Annotated in this window: 14 protein-coding genes; 5 read left to right on the top strand and 9 right to left on the bottom strand. The window is 62.7% G+C overall.

Annotated features, from left to right (window positions below; translation table 11 throughout):
- Nucleotides 1–24 precede the first annotated feature (24 nt).
- Nucleotides 25–1,620, top strand: coding sequence for a phosphoglycerate dehydrogenase (serA, locus tag GRZ55_RS01885; protein WP_169285180.1), 1,596 nt, complete (start codon nt 25–27; stop codon nt 1,618–1,620).
- A gap of 86 nt (nt 1,621–1,706) precedes the next feature.
- Here serA and glmM read toward each other — a convergent pair whose 3' ends face one another.
- From glmM to hemE, 9 genes are all read right to left on the bottom strand, one after another.
- Entirely contained in the window at nt 1,707–3,059 is a 1,353-nt protein-coding gene (gene glmM, locus GRZ55_RS01880; protein WP_169285179.1) for a phosphoglucosamine mutase, read from the bottom strand.
- Between the two features lie 167 nt (nt 3,060–3,226).
- Nucleotides 3,227–4,111: a ParB/RepB/Spo0J family partition protein gene (locus GRZ55_RS01875; RefSeq protein ID WP_169285178.1), complete on the bottom strand. Its 885-nt coding sequence runs from the start codon at nt 4,109–4,111 to the stop codon at nt 3,227–3,229.
- A 32-nt stretch (nt 4,112–4,143) separates the two neighbouring features.
- Nucleotides 4,144–4,935, bottom strand: a complete 792-nt coding sequence (locus GRZ55_RS01870) for a ParA family protein (protein ID WP_210257177.1) — start codon at nt 4,933–4,935, stop codon at nt 4,144–4,146.
- Between the two features lie 47 nt (nt 4,936–4,982).
- The gene (gene rsmG / locus GRZ55_RS01865) at nt 4,983–5,600 is read right to left on the bottom strand and encodes a 16S rRNA (guanine(527)-N(7))-methyltransferase RsmG (RefSeq protein WP_169285176.1); all 618 of its coding nucleotides are present in this window, start codon (nt 5,598–5,600) and stop codon (nt 4,983–4,985) included.
- Between the two features lie 8 nt (nt 5,601–5,608).
- The gene (mnmG, locus tag GRZ55_RS01860; RefSeq protein WP_169285175.1) at nt 5,609–7,483 is read right to left on the bottom strand and encodes a tRNA uridine-5-carboxymethylaminomethyl(34) synthesis enzyme MnmG; all 1,875 of its coding nucleotides are present in this window, start codon (nt 7,481–7,483) and stop codon (nt 5,609–5,611) included.
- A 73-nt stretch (nt 7,484–7,556) separates the two neighbouring features.
- A complete protein-coding gene (gene mnmE / locus GRZ55_RS01855; protein ID WP_169285174.1) occupies nt 7,557–8,870 on the bottom strand; it encodes a tRNA uridine-5-carboxymethylaminomethyl(34) synthesis GTPase MnmE in 1,314 nt (437 codons plus the stop codon).
- A gap of 86 nt (nt 8,871–8,956) precedes the next feature.
- Complete coding sequence (gene rho / locus GRZ55_RS01850) at nt 8,957–10,222, bottom strand: transcription termination factor Rho (protein WP_210257176.1); 1,266 nt, start codon at nt 10,220–10,222, stop codon at nt 8,957–8,959.
- Between the two features lie 157 nt (nt 10,223–10,379).
- The gene (gene hemJ, locus GRZ55_RS01845) at nt 10,380–10,871 is read right to left on the bottom strand and encodes a protoporphyrinogen oxidase HemJ (protein WP_169285173.1); all 492 of its coding nucleotides are present in this window, start codon (nt 10,869–10,871) and stop codon (nt 10,380–10,382) included.
- Between the two features lie 38 nt (nt 10,872–10,909).
- Nucleotides 10,910–11,947, bottom strand: a complete 1,038-nt coding sequence (hemE, locus tag GRZ55_RS01840; protein WP_169285172.1) for a uroporphyrinogen decarboxylase — start codon at nt 11,945–11,947, stop codon at nt 10,910–10,912.
- A 401-nt stretch (nt 11,948–12,348) separates the two neighbouring features.
- On the opposite strand from hemE, the gene GRZ55_RS01835 reads away from it, so the two are divergent.
- From GRZ55_RS01835 to coaE, 4 genes are read left to right on the top strand one after another with little or no spacing between them, the layout of a single operon-like run.
- Nucleotides 12,349–13,161: a pyruvate, water dikinase regulatory protein gene (locus tag GRZ55_RS01835; RefSeq protein ID WP_169285171.1), complete on the top strand. Its 813-nt coding sequence runs from the start codon at nt 12,349–12,351 to the stop codon at nt 13,159–13,161.
- A gap of 26 nt (nt 13,162–13,187) precedes the next feature.
- Entirely contained in the window at nt 13,188–13,787 is a 600-nt protein-coding gene (locus tag GRZ55_RS01830; RefSeq protein ID WP_169285170.1) for a Maf-like protein, read from the top strand.
- Entirely contained in the window at nt 13,780–14,622 is an 843-nt protein-coding gene (locus tag GRZ55_RS01825; RefSeq protein ID WP_169285169.1) for a shikimate dehydrogenase, read from the top strand. Before GRZ55_RS01830 ends, GRZ55_RS01825 begins: the two co-directional genes overlap by 8 nt.
- Nucleotides 14,619–15,212: a dephospho-CoA kinase gene (coaE, locus tag GRZ55_RS01820; protein ID WP_169285168.1), complete on the top strand. Its 594-nt coding sequence runs from the start codon at nt 14,619–14,621 to the stop codon at nt 15,210–15,212. The genes GRZ55_RS01825 and coaE overlap by 4 nt, the downstream gene beginning before the upstream one ends.
- Nucleotides 15,213–15,216 lie beyond the last annotated feature (4 nt).

Below are 15,216 nucleotides of genomic sequence, written 5' to 3'. Positions count from 1 at the left end.
CTCACATTCAATCGAGGGATCACCATGCCCCGCGTACTCGTTTCCGACAAGCTTTCGCCCACCGCCGTCCAGATTTTCAAGGATCGTGGCGTCGAGGTCGATTATCTGCCCGAACTCGGCAAGGACAAGGAGGCTCTCCTGGCCGCCATCGGCCAGTATGACGGTCTTGCCATCCGCTCGGCGACCAAGGTCACCGAGAAGCTGATTGCCGCCGCCGACAATCTCAAGGTCGTCGGTCGCGCCGGTATCGGCGTCGACAATGTCGACATTCCGGCCGCCTCGCGCCGCGGTATCATCGTGATGAACACGCCCTTCGGCAATTCGATCACGACCGCCGAACATGCGGTGGCTCTGATGTTTGCGGTTGCGCGCCAGATCCCGGAGGCCAACGCCTCTACCCATGCCGGAAAATGGGAGAAGAACCGCTTCATGGGCGTCGAGATCACCGGCAAGACGCTCGGGGTGATCGGTTGCGGCAATATCGGATCGATCGTTGCCATGCGCGGCGTCGGCCTCAAGATGCATGTCGTGGCCTTCGATCCTTTCCTCTCGGAAGCGCGCGCCTCTGAGTTGGGCGTCGAGAAAGTCGAGCTGGAGGAACTCTTCGCCCGCGCGGATTTCATCTCTCTCCACACGCCGCTGACCGACCGCACGCGCAACATCATCAGTGCCGAAGCGATCGCCACCATGAAGGACGGCGTGCGCATCATCAATTGCGCGCGGGGCGGGCTGATTGACGAGAAGGCACTGGTTGCGGGGCTGAAGTCCGGCAAGGTGGCCGGTGCTGGCATCGACGTCTTCGAGGTGGAGCCGGCGACCGAGAACGAACTCTTCGACATGCCCAACGTGGTTTGCACGCCGCATCTGGGCGCTTCGACCTCCGAGGCGCAGGAGAACGTCGCCATTCAGATCGCCGAACAGATGTCGGATTATCTGGTGAAAGGCGCGGTCAGCAACGCCATCAACATGCCGTCCATCACGGCGGAAGAAGCGCCCCGTCTCAAGCCCTTCATCAAGCTGGCCGAAGTTCTCGGCACCTTTGTGGGCCAGGTCACCGAAGAAGCCATGCAGGAGGTCGAGATCCTCTTCGACGGCGCGACGGCGGCCATGAATACGCGCGCGCTGGTTAGCGCCACGCTTGCCGGGCTGATCCGGCCTCAGGTGGCGGATGTCAACATGGTGTCGGCCCCGATCATGGCCAAGGAACGCGGCATCATCCTCTCGGAGGTCAAGCGGGACAAGTCCGGCGTCTTCGACGGGTATATCCGGCTGACGGTGAAGACTGCCAACCGCACCCGGACGATTGCAGGCACCTGCTTTTCGGACGGCAAACCGCGCTTCATCCAGATCAAGGGCATCAATCTGGATGCGGAAGTGGGTGAGCACATGCTTTACACCACCAATCCCGATGCGCCCGGCATCATCGGCCTGCTCGGCAGCATCTGCGGCAAGAACGACGTCAACATCGCGAATTTCCAGCTTGGCCGCAATCGGCCCGGCGGCGATGCGATTGCCTTGCTGTATCTCGATGCGCCGTTCCCCCCCGATGTGCTCGAGGAGCTGCGTGCCAATCCGAAGATCGACTCGGCCAAGCCGCTGCGTTTCGACATCGGGAACTGAGGACCGATTTCGCTAGCTGCAGAACACGATGCGGCCGGTCAGTTCGCTGACCGGCCGTTTTCGTTCGTATCCAGGTAAAGCCGCGATCAGGCAGCCGTGCGCGCGTTCGAGATCACCGTCACGATGCCGTCGACCACCTTCTTCACGGTCGCCTCATCGTCGGCTTCGGCCATCACACGGATCAGCGGCTCCGTGCCGGACGGACGGATGACCAGTCGTCCCGAGTGGCCAAGCATGGATTTGGCATCCTCTATCGCCTGCTTGACGTGCTGGTCTTCCAGCGGGGAGGGGCCCGTGAACTTCACGTTGCGCAGCAGCTGGGGCACGGCTTCGAAGCAGCTCAAGACCTCGCTTGCCGGGCGGTTGGCGCGCTTGATGCAGGCGAGTACCTGCAGCGCCGAGACCAGGCCGTCGCCCGTGGTCGAGTAGTCCGACAGGACGACATGGCCCGACTGCTCGCCGCCGACATTGAGCCCGTGGGCGCGCATGTGCTCCACCACGTATCGGTCGCCGACCTTGGTGCGATGAAGCTCCAGGCCCAGCCCCTTGATGAAGCGTTCCAGCCCGAGATTGGACATCACGGTGGCCACGATGCCGTCTCCGGCAAGGCGGCCGGCGCGATGCCAGGCTTCGCCGATCACCGCCATCACCTGGTCGCCGTCGATCGTACGGCCCTTTTCATCGACCAGCACCACGCGATCGGCGTCGCCATCGAGCGCGATGCCGATGTCGGCGCGCACCTCCAGCACCTTGCGCTTGAGGGCGTCGACATTGGTCGATCCGCAGCCATCGTTGATGTTGAGGCCGTTGGGTTCGTCGCCGATGGTGATGACCTCGGCGCCAAGCTCCCATAGGGCGGCCGGCGCGACCTTGTAGGCGGCGCCATTGGCGCAATCGATCACAATGCGCAGGCCGGAGAATGACAGGGCGCGCGGCAAGGTGCGCTTGGCGAATTCGATGTAGCGGTCATGCACGCCATCAACACGCTTGGCGCGCCCGAGCGAGGACGAATCCGCCAGCTTGATGTCCACCCCGCCATCGATGATGGCCTCGATGCGCCGCTCGATCTGATCCGAAAGCTTGTAGCCATCAGGACCGAAGAGCTTGATTCCATTATCGTAAAACGGGTTATGCGAGGCCGAGATCATGACGCCGATATCGGCCCGCAACGAGCGCACGAGCATGGCCACGGCCGGCGTGGGGATCGGCCCCAGCAGGAACACGTCCATGCCCGAGGCGCAGAACCCGGCCACCATCGCATTTTCGATCATATAGCCCGAAAGCCGCGTATCCTTGCCGAGAACGACCCGGTGGCGGTGGCTGCCACGCTGAAAGGACATGCCGGCGGCCATGCCGACCTTCATGGCGATGTCGGCGGTCATCGGGAAAGCGTTGGCTTGGCCCCGAATGCCATCGGTGCCGAAATAGCGTCGTGTCATGTCATCATCCCCAAGGCGGGCGGGCGGTGTCTGTCCGCATCCTCTGTCGCTCATGAACCCGAGTATTAGACTCAAATACCGGCAAAAAGCCGTTACAGCCGGTCTCCGGCGGGCTCACGGTTTGGATTATGGTTTACAGAAGCTTCTTCCCGCTTGCCAGCGCAGCGTCAGCCGCGTTGTAGCCGGCGACAGAGCTCATCGAGCTGCTCCAGCGATTTATAGGCAATCCTGATCTCGCCGCCGCGGCTCTTGTGGTTGATTGCCACGTGGACGCCGGTCGCATCGGACAGCATCTTCTCGAGCGCCAGCGTATCGGCATCCTTGTCGGGTCGCGGCGAGGCAGCGCCGCCGCTTCGCTCACCGGTATCCGGCTGCTGAGCCAGGGCCTCGGCCTGTCGCACCGAAAGACTGCCGTCAACGATCCGCTGGGCAAGCGACGTGGGATCCTTGGCGGTGACCAGCGCGCGGGCATGGCCGGCCGAGAGCGCGCCGTCGACAAGCATGTCCTTGATGCCGTCCGGAAGCTTCAACAGCCGAAGCGTATTGGCCACATGGCTACGGCTCTTGCCGATAACTTGGCCGAGATCGGATTGCGTATAGCTGTGCTCGTCGATGAGCTGCTGATAGCCAGCGGCTTCCTCGATCGGATTGAGGTCCGCGCGCTGGACATTCTCCACGATTGCAAGCTCAAGAGCGACCCGATCGCTGACGTCGCGGATGATGACCGGGACTTCCGCCAGACCGGCGCGTTGGGCCGCACGCCAGCGCCGCTCACCGGCGATGATCTCATGCCGGCCATCGCCCTTGCTGGACGGGCGAACCACCACGGGTTGGACGATACCGTGCTCTCGGATCGATTGGGTGAGATCGGTCAGATCTTCTTCGGCGAAGGCGCGGCGGGGATTGCGCGGATTGGGATCGATCAGCTCCACGGGAAGACGACCGTCGGCACCGACTGCCGGCTCTTTGGCCTGCTCGACGGGCTTGTCCATTTCACCGATCAACGCGGCCAAACCGCGCCCCAGACGCTTGCGGGATGGATCCTGGTTCATACTCACTCCTTGTACGGCGCCGATCTGGCGAATCAGGCCGCGCGCAGCCGACGCTCGCGCCGAATCACTTCAGAGGCAAGCTGGAGGTAGGCCTGGCTGCCGCTGCATTTTAGATCATAGAGAATCGCCGGCTTGCCGTAGGAAGGCGCCTCCGAAACACGGACGTTGCGGGGGATGACGGTCTCGTAGACCGCCTCGCCCATATGGGCGCGAACATCCTCCACGACCTGGTTGGCCAGATTGTTGCGGCCGTCGAACATCGTCAGCACGATACCCTGGATGGTCAGCTCGGGATTGATCGTTGCCCGTATCTGCTCGACCGTCTGGAGAAGCTGGCTGAGACCTTCGAGCGCGAAGAACTCGCACTGAAGCGGCACCAGGACCGAATCCGCCGCGGCCATGGCATTGAGGGTGAGCAGGTTGAGCGATGGCGGGCAATCGATCAGAACATATCCATATTGGGCGCCCTCGTCACCGCCCAGCGACTTGCGCAGCCGCAGCACGCGATCCGGCGCGGAGGCAATCTCCATCTCGAGACCGAGGAGATCGAGCGTGGAAGGGACGATGGACAGGCCCGGAACGGCAGTCTTGACGGCTGCAGCCTCCAGGCCGGCCGCGCCGGTCAGAAGGTCGTAGGAGGATGTCTCGCGCGCGTGACGGTCGATACCCAGGCCGGTGCTCGCATTGCCCTGCGGGTCAAGATCGATGATCAGGACTTTTTCGCCGATCGCCGCGAGCGCGGTCGCAAGATTGATGGCGGTGGTGGTCTTGCCGACGCCGCCCTTCTGGTTGGCAACGGTGATGATCCGGGGCGCGCCTGTCATGTCGGGTACTCTTCGGAGTGTTTCCTGCATCGCATCAGCCTGGTTGTTCACCTGGGTCGCAGCTCGAAAATTTCCAGAATCCGCGAATCCCGATCGACTGCACTTTGATGTTCTATCAGCTGAAATGCCCACGCGTCACGGCTTTTGGCAAGTTCTCCAACGAAGTCTCTGCCTTTGTGAAAGAGACCGACAGCGCCTTGATCAAGCCAGGGCCGGGAGAGCCCGAGAAGCGCGGTCAGGGCGGTCAGGGCGCGGGCGGTGACGATTTCGGGCCCATGGACGTGGGCTGGCGCCTCCTCGATGCGCATACGGTGGACCGCGACCGGCAGATCGAGTTCCGCGGCAGTAGTGGTGAGAAAAGCCGCCTTTTTCGAGTTGCTTTCGACGAGGTCGACATGGGCATGGGCTTGGTCGGCCAGAAGGATGGCAATTACGAGTCCTGGCAGTCCGCCCCCTGAGCCCAAATCAAGCCAGCGCCTCGCGTCCGGCTTGATGGCGACGAGCTGTGCACTGTCGAGTATATGCCGGTTCCAGAGATCCTCGATCGTGGAGGGTGCGATCAGGTTCGACGAGCGCGTCCATCGCTCCAGCAACTCGCCGTAGCGGATGAGTCTGGATTCTGTTTCACGTGAAACGGGGCCGACCAGCGCGTGAAGCCCCGTCATGTCCGATTTCACACGGCACCTCGCTGAGAAAGCGAGCCAGCGTTCTGAATGCGCGCGATAATGATCGCCAACGCCGCCGGGGTCATCCCGTCTATGCGCTGCGCCACCGCGATCGACGCGGGCCGAACCCGCCGGAGCTTATCCGTCAACTCGCGCGAGAGCCCGGGAATACCCTCATATTCGAAATCTGACGGGATTGAGAGCTGTGCTTCCTTTCGCAGCACTGCAATATCCGAAGCTTGCCGATCCATATAGACCGCGTAGCGTGCCTCCGTCTCGAGCAATTCGGCGGTCCGTCCGCCGATTCGTGAAAACTCGGGCCAGATTCCCGCAAGTCGTGCCACATCCATTGCCGGGTCAGACAAAAGCTGGAACGCCGTGCGGCGATTGCCGTCCATCGCGAGCATGATGCCGTGACGCGCGGCCTGGCTGGGTGTCAACGAGTATTCTTCGGCCAGAACGCGGGCTTCCTGGAGTTGATCGGCCAGTCGGGTGAATGCCGCGCATCTTACGGCGGACGCAAGGCCCCACTCCGCAGCTTTCGGGGTTAGCCGAAGGTCCGCATTATCCGCGCGCAACGACAGCCGGAACTCGGCCCTTGATGTGAACATCCGATAAGGCTCGGCAACGCCACGGGTGGTGAGGTCGTCGATCATCACGCCGATATAGGCATCGGCGCGCCCGAGCACGACCGCATCCATACCGGCGGCACGGCGGCCGGCATTCAATCCCGCCATCAGGCCCTGCGCAGCAGCCTCCTCATAGCCCGTGGTCCCGTTGATCTGGCCGGCCAGGAACAGGCCCTGCAGCCGCTTGACCTCCAGTCCCTGCGTCAGCTCGCGCGGATCGACATGATCATATTCGATCGCATAGCCCGGCTGGAGGATGCGCGCCCGCTCCAGCCCGGGCATGGTGGCGATGAATGCGGCCTGGACATCTTCAGGAAGCGACGTGGATATGCCATTGGGATAAACAGTATCGTCATCCAGCCCCTCCGGTTCGAGAAAGATCTGATGGCTGTCACGATCCTTGAACCTGACGATCTTGTCCTCGATCGACGGACAGTAACGTGGGCCTATGCCCTCTATGGCGCCGGAATACATGGCGGAGCGGCCGAGATTTTCTTCGATCACCGCATGTGTGGCCGCGGTGGTGCGGGTAATACCGCACTGGATCTGCGGGTTGGTGATGCGATCCGTCAGGAGGGAGAAGGGGCTCGGGTCCTCGTCGGCGGACTGCATCTCGAGCGACGCCCAATTGATGGACCTGCCGTCCAGCCGTGGCGGCGTGCCGGTCTTCAGTCGCCCCATTTCGAGTCCGAGGCTGGCGAGCGTCCTCGACAGACCTGTACTCGCGGGTTCGTTCATCCGGCCCGCGACGATCGTGCGATCGCCGATGTGAATGAGACCCCGGAGAAACGTACCGGTGGTCAGCACGACGGCCCCGCACGAAAGTTCTCGTCCATCGGCAAGAAGAACGCCCGCGATCGATCCCCCAACCACCCGCAGATCTGACACCTCGCCTTCGAGGATAGCCAGCCCCTTTTGGGCGGAAAGTGCATCCTGCATGGCCTTCTTGTAGAGCTTTCGATCGGCCTGCGTACGGGGACCGCGCACTGCCGGTCCTTTCCGGCGATTGAGGAGCCGGAACTGGATGCCAGCGGCGTCCGCCACGCGGCCCATCAGGCCGTCGAGGGCGTCGATCTCGCGAACGAGATGGCCCTTGCCGAGCCCGCCAATGGCGGGATTACACGACATGGCCCCGATGGTCTCGACGGAAAGCGTGATCAGGGCGGTGCGGGCGCCCATGCGCGCAGCAGCGGAGGCGGCTTCGCAACCCGCATGTCCGCCTCCGATGACTATGACGTCGTAGCTGTAAGGCATTTCTCTTTGTCTCATGGTTTCACGTGAAACCGGTCTGGCGACTTCTCCTACACTGATCCATGTTTCACGTGAATCATTTTCCGATGCAGAAGCTCGAGAAGATCGAGCTCAGGACGTCCTCCACATCGATCGCGCCCGTGATCCGCCCCAGCGCGTCCGCAGCGTGCCGCAGTTCCTCGGCGACCAGTTCCGTCTGATCTGATTCGAGTCTCAACGCGCGTTCCAGTGCGCCGGCACAGCGGTTGAGCAGATCGACATGTCTCTGGCGGGTAGGAACGGCACGGTCGCCGACATCCATCGTCAGGGCAGCCCTTTTGCTGATCTCCTCCACCAGGGCTTCAATACCTCGCCCGTTAACCACGGAAATCGCGTGGTCGAACGCGCTGCCGCCTATCTGCGGGCGGGCATCGATCTTTGTGCGTACCGAGATGGCAGGCGCCGCGGAGGTCACCTCGGGCATCGGTGTCAGCCCGTCGCTGAGCAGAAGGAGCAGATCGGCCTGGCCCGCGCGCTCTCTTGCCTTGGCCACACCGAGTTGTTCGACTGCGTCTTCGCTGTGCCGGATACCGGCCGTGTCGCTCAGATGGACACGATAGCCGCCCAGATCCAGCGTAACCTGAATGACATCGCGGGTCGTGCCCGGTATGTCGGTGACGATCGCCGCCTCCCGTCCTGCCAGCTTGTTGAGCAGAGAAGACTTGCCCGCGTTCGGCGCCCCAAGAATCACGACGCGATACCCGTCACGGATCATTTCCGCCGCCCGAAAGCCGGAGATATGCCGGCGAATATCCTGCAGCATCGCCGAAATCCGTGGCCCAGCCTGGTCAGCGACGCTGCCCGGAACATCCGATTCGTCCGAGAAGTCGAGGTCGGCCTCGAGCATGGCGCGGGCTTCGATCAATTGGCGGCGCCATTGCGAGTAGAGGCCCTCGAGCACGCCGCCGCTGGTGGCCGCGGCAAGCCGTCTTTCGGTTTCCGTTTCCGCCTCGATAAGATCGGCAAGGCCTTCCGCACGCGTGAGATCGAGCTTCCCGTGGAGGAACGCGCGTCGGGTGAACTCGCCCGCCTCCGCCGGCCTCAGGCCGTGCATGTCAACCAGGGTTTTGAGAATAGCGGCGACGACGGCGCGTCCGCCGTGGACGTGAACTTCGCCACAATCCTCACCGGTAAAGCTCAACGGGCCGGGGAAGCAGACAACGAGGCCACGGTCCAGAAAATCACCGTCGGGAGCGGTCAGGGTTCTCAGGGCGAGCTGCCGCGGGGGCGGCAGCGATCCCGCCAGCGCTTTCAAGGCGGCCTCGGTCCCCGGACCCGACAGGCGGATTACCGCCACGCCCGAAGGGAGGCTGCCGCTGGAAAGCGCAAAGATGGTGTCGCGAGACGTCATGGCTGTTGGGCCCTCGGTGAGCCCGACATCGTTTCACATCCGAATCGAGGCGAATTCATTACGCCTGCGAATCGGAAGGCTCAGGCCTATGTGTTCATCGAATCGAAGAAGTCTGAATTGGTCTTCGTCTGACGCAGCTTGTCGATGAGGAATTCGATCGCGTCCGTGGTGCCCATGGGGGCCAGGATGCGCCGCAGAACGAAAATCTTCTGGAGATCCTGGCGCTGAACCAGCAGGTCTTCCTTGCGGGTGCCCGATTTCAGGATGTCCATCGAAGGGAAGATGCGCTTGTCGGCCACCTTGCGGTCGAGCACGATCTCGGAATTGCCCGTACCCTTGAACTCCTCGAAGATGACCTCGTCCATGCGGCTGCCTGTGTCGATCAGCGCGGTTGCGATGATGGTCAGCGAACCGCCTTCCTCGATGTTGCGGGCCGCACCGAAGAAGCGCTTGGGCCGCTGCAGCGCGTTGGCGTCGACACCACCGGTGAGCACCTTGCCCGAGGACGGCACGACCGTGTTGTAGGCGCGCCCGAGACGGGTGATGGAATCGAGCAGTATCACCACGTCGCGTCCATGCTCGACCAGGCGCTTGGCCTTCTCGATAACCATCTCGGCAACCTGCACGTGGCGCACGGCCGGTTCGTCGAAGGTCGAGGACACAACCTCGCCCTTCACCGAGCGCTGCATGTCGGTGACCTCTTCCGGCCGCTCGTCGATAAGGAGCACGATCAGATAGGCTTCCGGGTGATTCGTCGCGACAGAATGAGCGATGTTCTGCAGTAGAACGGTCTTACCGGTGCGGGGCGGCGCCACGATCAACCCGCGCTGTCCCTTGCCCAGGGGCGCGACGAGGTCGATGACACGTGCCGAAAGGTCCTTGCCGGTCGGGTTTTCCGTCTCCATCTTGAGCCGCGAGTCTGGATAGAGCGGCGTCAGATTGTCGAAATGGATCTTGTGCCGGATCTTGTCCGGATCGTCGAAATTGATCGTGTTGACCTTCAGAAGGGCAAAATAGCGCTCGCCATCCTTGGGGCTGCGGATCGGCCCTTCGACGGTATCGCCGGTCTTCAGCGAGAATCGGCGTATCTGCGAGGGCGAGATGTAGATGTCGTCCGGCCCCGGCAGATAATTGGCGCTCGCCGAGCGAAGGAAGCCGAACCCGTCCTGCAAGACTTCGACCACGCCTTCCCCGATGATCTCGATGTCCTGCATCGAGAGTTTCTTGAGGATGGCGAACATGAGCTCCTGCTTGCGCATGATGCTCGCATTCTCGACCTCGAGCGATTCGGCGAATCCGATCAAGTCGGTCGGACTCTTGCTCTTGAGGTCCTGGAGTTTCATTTCCTGCATGGTCTGCCCTCGGGGCGCGTGATTGGTATGTGAAGGATCGGCGGTGGCGGGCGCTGTCGGCTGCGGCCAGGAAGGAAAGCGTCACCGGTCGGGAAGGGAAAGACGCCTTTTAGCGTCAGGTTCGGCGCAGCGCAAGATGATTTGGCGCGCCAGCTGCTCACCAGGGTTTGATCACCACCAGGATCACGATGACGACCATGAGAACCGCCGGAAGCTCGTTGAGCACGCGCCAGTGCCGTGACGACCGCGTCTCGCGATCCTCGGCGAACCGTCGAACCGCCCCTGCGAAATAGCCATGCATGCCCGACAGCACAAGGACTGCGGCGATCTTGGCATGCAGCCAGCCGCCCATGAAGCCGAAACCCGACCAGGCCAGCCAGAGCCCGAAATACCAGGTCGAGAGCATGGCCGGTGTCATGATGGCCCGCAAAAGCCGCCTTTCCATGATCTTGAACGTCTCGCCCTGGGGTGATCCCGGACCGGCCTCCGAATGATAGACGAAGAGCCGCGGCAGATAGAGCATCGCGGCCATCCATGCGATCACCGAGACGATGTGCATCACCTTGGCCCACAGGTAGAAGCCATCGGGCAGGATGGCGAACACCACGGCAGCCAAAACAGCGAAAGCGGCCAGGATCGCGATGCGCATTGTCGGTCTCACCTTCTCGCGGATAACGGCCTGACGCGCTAGCCGCGTCCCGAGGCGTTGCGGACGCGCGCGATCATCGCCTCCACATGGGCGATCGGCGCCTGAGGCGTAATGCCGTGACCGAGATTGAAGATCAAGGGACCATCGCCGAGACCTTCCAGAATCCGGTCGATACCTTCCTCAAGCGCCCTGCCGCCGGCAACCAGCCGCAATGGATCGAGATTGCCCTGCACCGCACCCTGGGCCTGGAGCTTGCGCGCCTGGCTCAGCGGAACCGACCAGTCGAGCCCGAGGGCGGTAACCCCGGTCTTCGCGCGATAGCTGTCGTAGAGGCTTCCCGCCCCCTTGGGAAAGCCGATGATCGGCGTGTCGGGATGCACCGCTCGCACGCGTTCGACAATTTTGCGCACCGGCTCGATGCAGCAAGTTTCAAAAGCCGCTTCATCGAGCACGCCGGACCAAGAGTCGAAAATCTGGACCGCATCCGCGCCGGCATCGATCTGGCGGATCAGATACTCGGCAGATTGTTCGGCCACCAGATCGAGGAGCCGGGTCATCTCCGCGGGCTGGCGAAAGGTCGCAAGCCGCGCCGGTGCCTGATCGGGCGTTCCGTGACCCGCTATCATGTAGGTTGCGACGGTCCACGGAGCACCGCAGAAGCCGAGTAGCGTGGTTTCCGCCGGCAGTTCGGCACGCAGCCGCCTGACGGTCTCGTAAACGGGCTCCAGATGTTCGTGGAAACCTTCACCGTCGAGCCGGTCGACCTGCGAAAGGTCGATTGGCTCCATGATCGGGCCCCGCCCCTCGTGGAATTCCAGCTTGCGCCCCAGCGCATGGGGTACGACCAGTATGTCGGAAAAGAGAATCGACGCGTCAAAGCCGAAACGTCGGATGGGCTGTAGCGTCACCTCCACCGCAAAATCGGGATTGTAGCAAAGGTCGAGAAAGCTCCCTGCCGTCTTCCGCATCTCGCGATACTCGGGAAGATAACGCCCCGCCTGGCGCATCAGCCATATCGGAGGAGGGGTTCGCTTGGCGCCCCTGAGCACATCGAGCATGATCCGTTCCGGGGCCATCCCTCACCTCTATCCCGTTCTTAAATACTAAAAGAGAGCCTATTGAATCTTATTCTGATTCTATGAGTCTGTTGGAATCGATGGTTGCCCTTTCTCCCCAACAGCGCCTGACATTCGGGCCAACATATTGCTTGAGACCTGCTGTGCAAAGGAAAAGCTGAATTGCGGGGATTAAGCCAAAAAACATTTATGAATCAGAGTTCTGGAGAACACATCATTTCCCGCCGCAAACCCGGGCGGTGGCGTCAACCACCCCAGACCCCACAATTCTTCACAGGGCACAATCCATCTCCCCGCAGCGCGAATTGTGGACGAATCGCCATCTGATACATTGGCTTGCGAATGGCGCTTACCCGAAGGCCGAGTTATCCACCGTCACCCACACCCCCCGGGATTATCGTGTGAACAGCCCAAGCTTCTTCCATCTGCATCTTATTTCGGACGCGACGGGCGAGACCCTATTGGCGGCCGGGCGTGCGGCCGCGGCCCAGTACAAGGACGCACGGGCCATCGAACACATCTACCCGCTCATCCGTACCGAACGGCAATTGATGAAGGTATTCGAGGATATCGAGGAGGCTCCGGGCATCGTTCTCTACACGATCGTGGACCAGGACCTTGCCCAGAAGATCGATGAACGCTGCGCCGCCCTTGGCCTGCCCTATGTGTCGGTGATCGAGCCGGTGCTTGCCGTCTTCCAGTCCTATCTGGGCACACCGGCGGGCCGCCGTGTCGGGGCCCAGCACGCACTCGACGCGGAGTATTTCCGGCGCATCGAGGCGCTGAATTTCACGATGGAGCACGATGACGGGCAACTCGCCGACGACGCCGACCAGGCCGACATCGTGCTTATCGGCATCTCCAGAACCTCGAAGACGCCGACGAGCATCTATCTGGCCAATCGCGGCATAAAGACCGCCAACATCCCGCTCGTGCTGGACGTGCCCTTGCCCGAAGCACTGCTTTCGGCGAAGAAGCCGCTGATCGTGTGCCTGGTCGCTTCGGCGGAGCGCATCTCCCAGGTGCGTGAGAACAGGGTACTCGGCGCGGGCTATGACGGGGGTTCCTATGTCGATCGCGCGACGATCCTTCAGGAGCTCACCTATGCGCGAACCTTGTGCAAGCGGCACGGCTGGCCCACCATCGATGTGAGTCGCCGCTCGATCGAAGAGACGGCGGCAGCGATCCTCGCCCTGCGCGGCAAGAAATTCTGACAAGAGACCAAGACAGAGACAGCCAGATGCCGGAAACGTTCATACTCGCTTCGACCAGTCCGTTTCGACGCGACATGCTCGAAAGTGCCGGACTCCAGTTCGCGACAGCGAAACCCGAGATCGATGAACGCGCAGTCGAGGCTGGTATCGAGGGCAGCGGTCTGGCGCTGGAGGATATTGCGACGATCCTGGCGGAGGCGAAGGCGATCGAGGTGTCCGAACGTCATCCGGGCCGGCTCGTCATTGGCTGCGACCAGACGCTTTCGCTGGATGGCGAGGTACTTCACAAGCCTGAGGACATGGAAGCGGCGCGCAGGCGACTTCTGGCGCTATCTGGCAAGACGCACGAACTTCACAGCGCCGTGGTCGCGGCGCGCGACGGCGCAGCTGTCTGGCGCCATGTTTCGACCGCCCGCATGACGGTGAGAAAGCTCGATCCCGCCTTCGTGGGCCGGCATCTTGCGAAAGTGGGCGCGAGGGCGCTTTCATCGGTCGGCGCCTATCAGGTGGAGGGAGAAGGCGTTCAGCTGTTCGACCGCATCGAAGGCAGTCATTTCACCATCGTGGGTTTGCCGCTGCTGCCGCTGCTGGCCTTCCTGCGCCAGGAAGGCGTGATTGATGGCTGATTCGGGACCGAGAGCCTTCGTCGTGGGCCATCCTATCGCCCATTCCCGCTCGCCGCTGATCCACGGCCACTGGCTGAAGCAATACGGTATCGCTGGCAGCTATGAGCGCATCGATGTGGCGCCCGACGCCTTCTCAAGCTTCCTGGCCAGTCTCGCCGACAACGGATTTGCGGGCGGCAATGTCACGCTGCCTCACAAGGAGGCGGCTTTCGCGGCGATCCGGAACCGCGACGCGGCCGCCGAGGCGATCGGGGCCGTCAACATGGTCTGGATCGCAAATGGCGAACTCCTTGCCACGAATACAGACGCCTATGGATTTGCTGCCAATCTCGATGACCAGGCCGCCGGCTGGCGTGCGGGAAAACAGGCCTGCGTGCTGGGAGCCGGCGGCGGCGCCCGCGCGATCCTGCATGCCTTGATCGACGCCGGCTACGGCCGGATAGCGCTGGTCAACCGAACGCTTGCGCGGGCTGAAACTCTGGCCCAGCGCTTCGGTTCCGCCATCCAGCCCGCGACGTGGGACCGTCTGGAAGAATGCCTGGAAGGCACCGATCTCCTGGTAAACACCACCTCTCTCGGCATGGGGGCAAGCGCGTTTCCGGAGATCCAATTCGACCTGCTTGACCGGAATGCCGTGGTTGCCGACATCGTCTACGCCCCGCTCAGGACACCGCTTCTGCGCGCCGCCGCGCAACGGGGCTTTGCCACCGTGGACGGGCTGGGGATGCTGCTGCACCAGGCCGTTCCCACGTTTGAACGCCTGTTCGGCGTCCGGCCGAGCGTCACCGCCGAACTTCGCCGGATCATCGTCGACGATCTCGGAGCGGCGGCATGATCATTCTGGGTCTGACCGGGTCGATCGGCATGGGCAAGAGCACCACCGCGGCCATGTTCAGCGAGGAGGGTGTTCCGGTTCACGATTCCGATGAGGCGGTGCACCGGATCTATGCAGGGCCGGCAGCGCCGCTGATCGAGGCCGCCTTTCCCGGCACCCTTGTCGATGGCGCGGTGGACCGGCCTCTCCTCGCTCAGAAGGTTCTCGGCCATCCCGAGAAACTGCGGCGGCTCGAAGCCATCATCCATCCGCTGGTGCGCGAGGATGCCGACGCATTCCTGGACGCGGCGCGCAAAAGGGGCGAGCAGATCGTGCTCCTCGACATCCCGCTTCTGTTCGAGACGGGCGGCACCGACCGCGTCGACCGCATCGTCGTCGTGACGGCGCCGGCCGATGTTCAGCGCGAACGCGTGCTGGCGCGGCCGGGCATGACGGCGGAAAAGTTCGAGGCGATCCTGGCGCGCCAGGTTCCGGATGCGCAAAAGCGCGCACGGGCGGATTTTCTCGTCGACACGAGTCTCGGAATCGAGGCCGCGCGAAAGCGTGTCCGGGAGATCCTGGCCGAATTGCGCGGGGGATCGGCCCACTGACCCC

This window comes from Chelativorans sp. ZYF759 (assembly GCF_012911015.1).
Classification (GTDB): domain Bacteria; phylum Pseudomonadota; class Alphaproteobacteria; order Rhizobiales; family Rhizobiaceae; genus ZYF759.
Note: the sequence above shows the minus strand (reverse complement) of the source record. Positions and strands in the feature narration are given on the sequence as shown.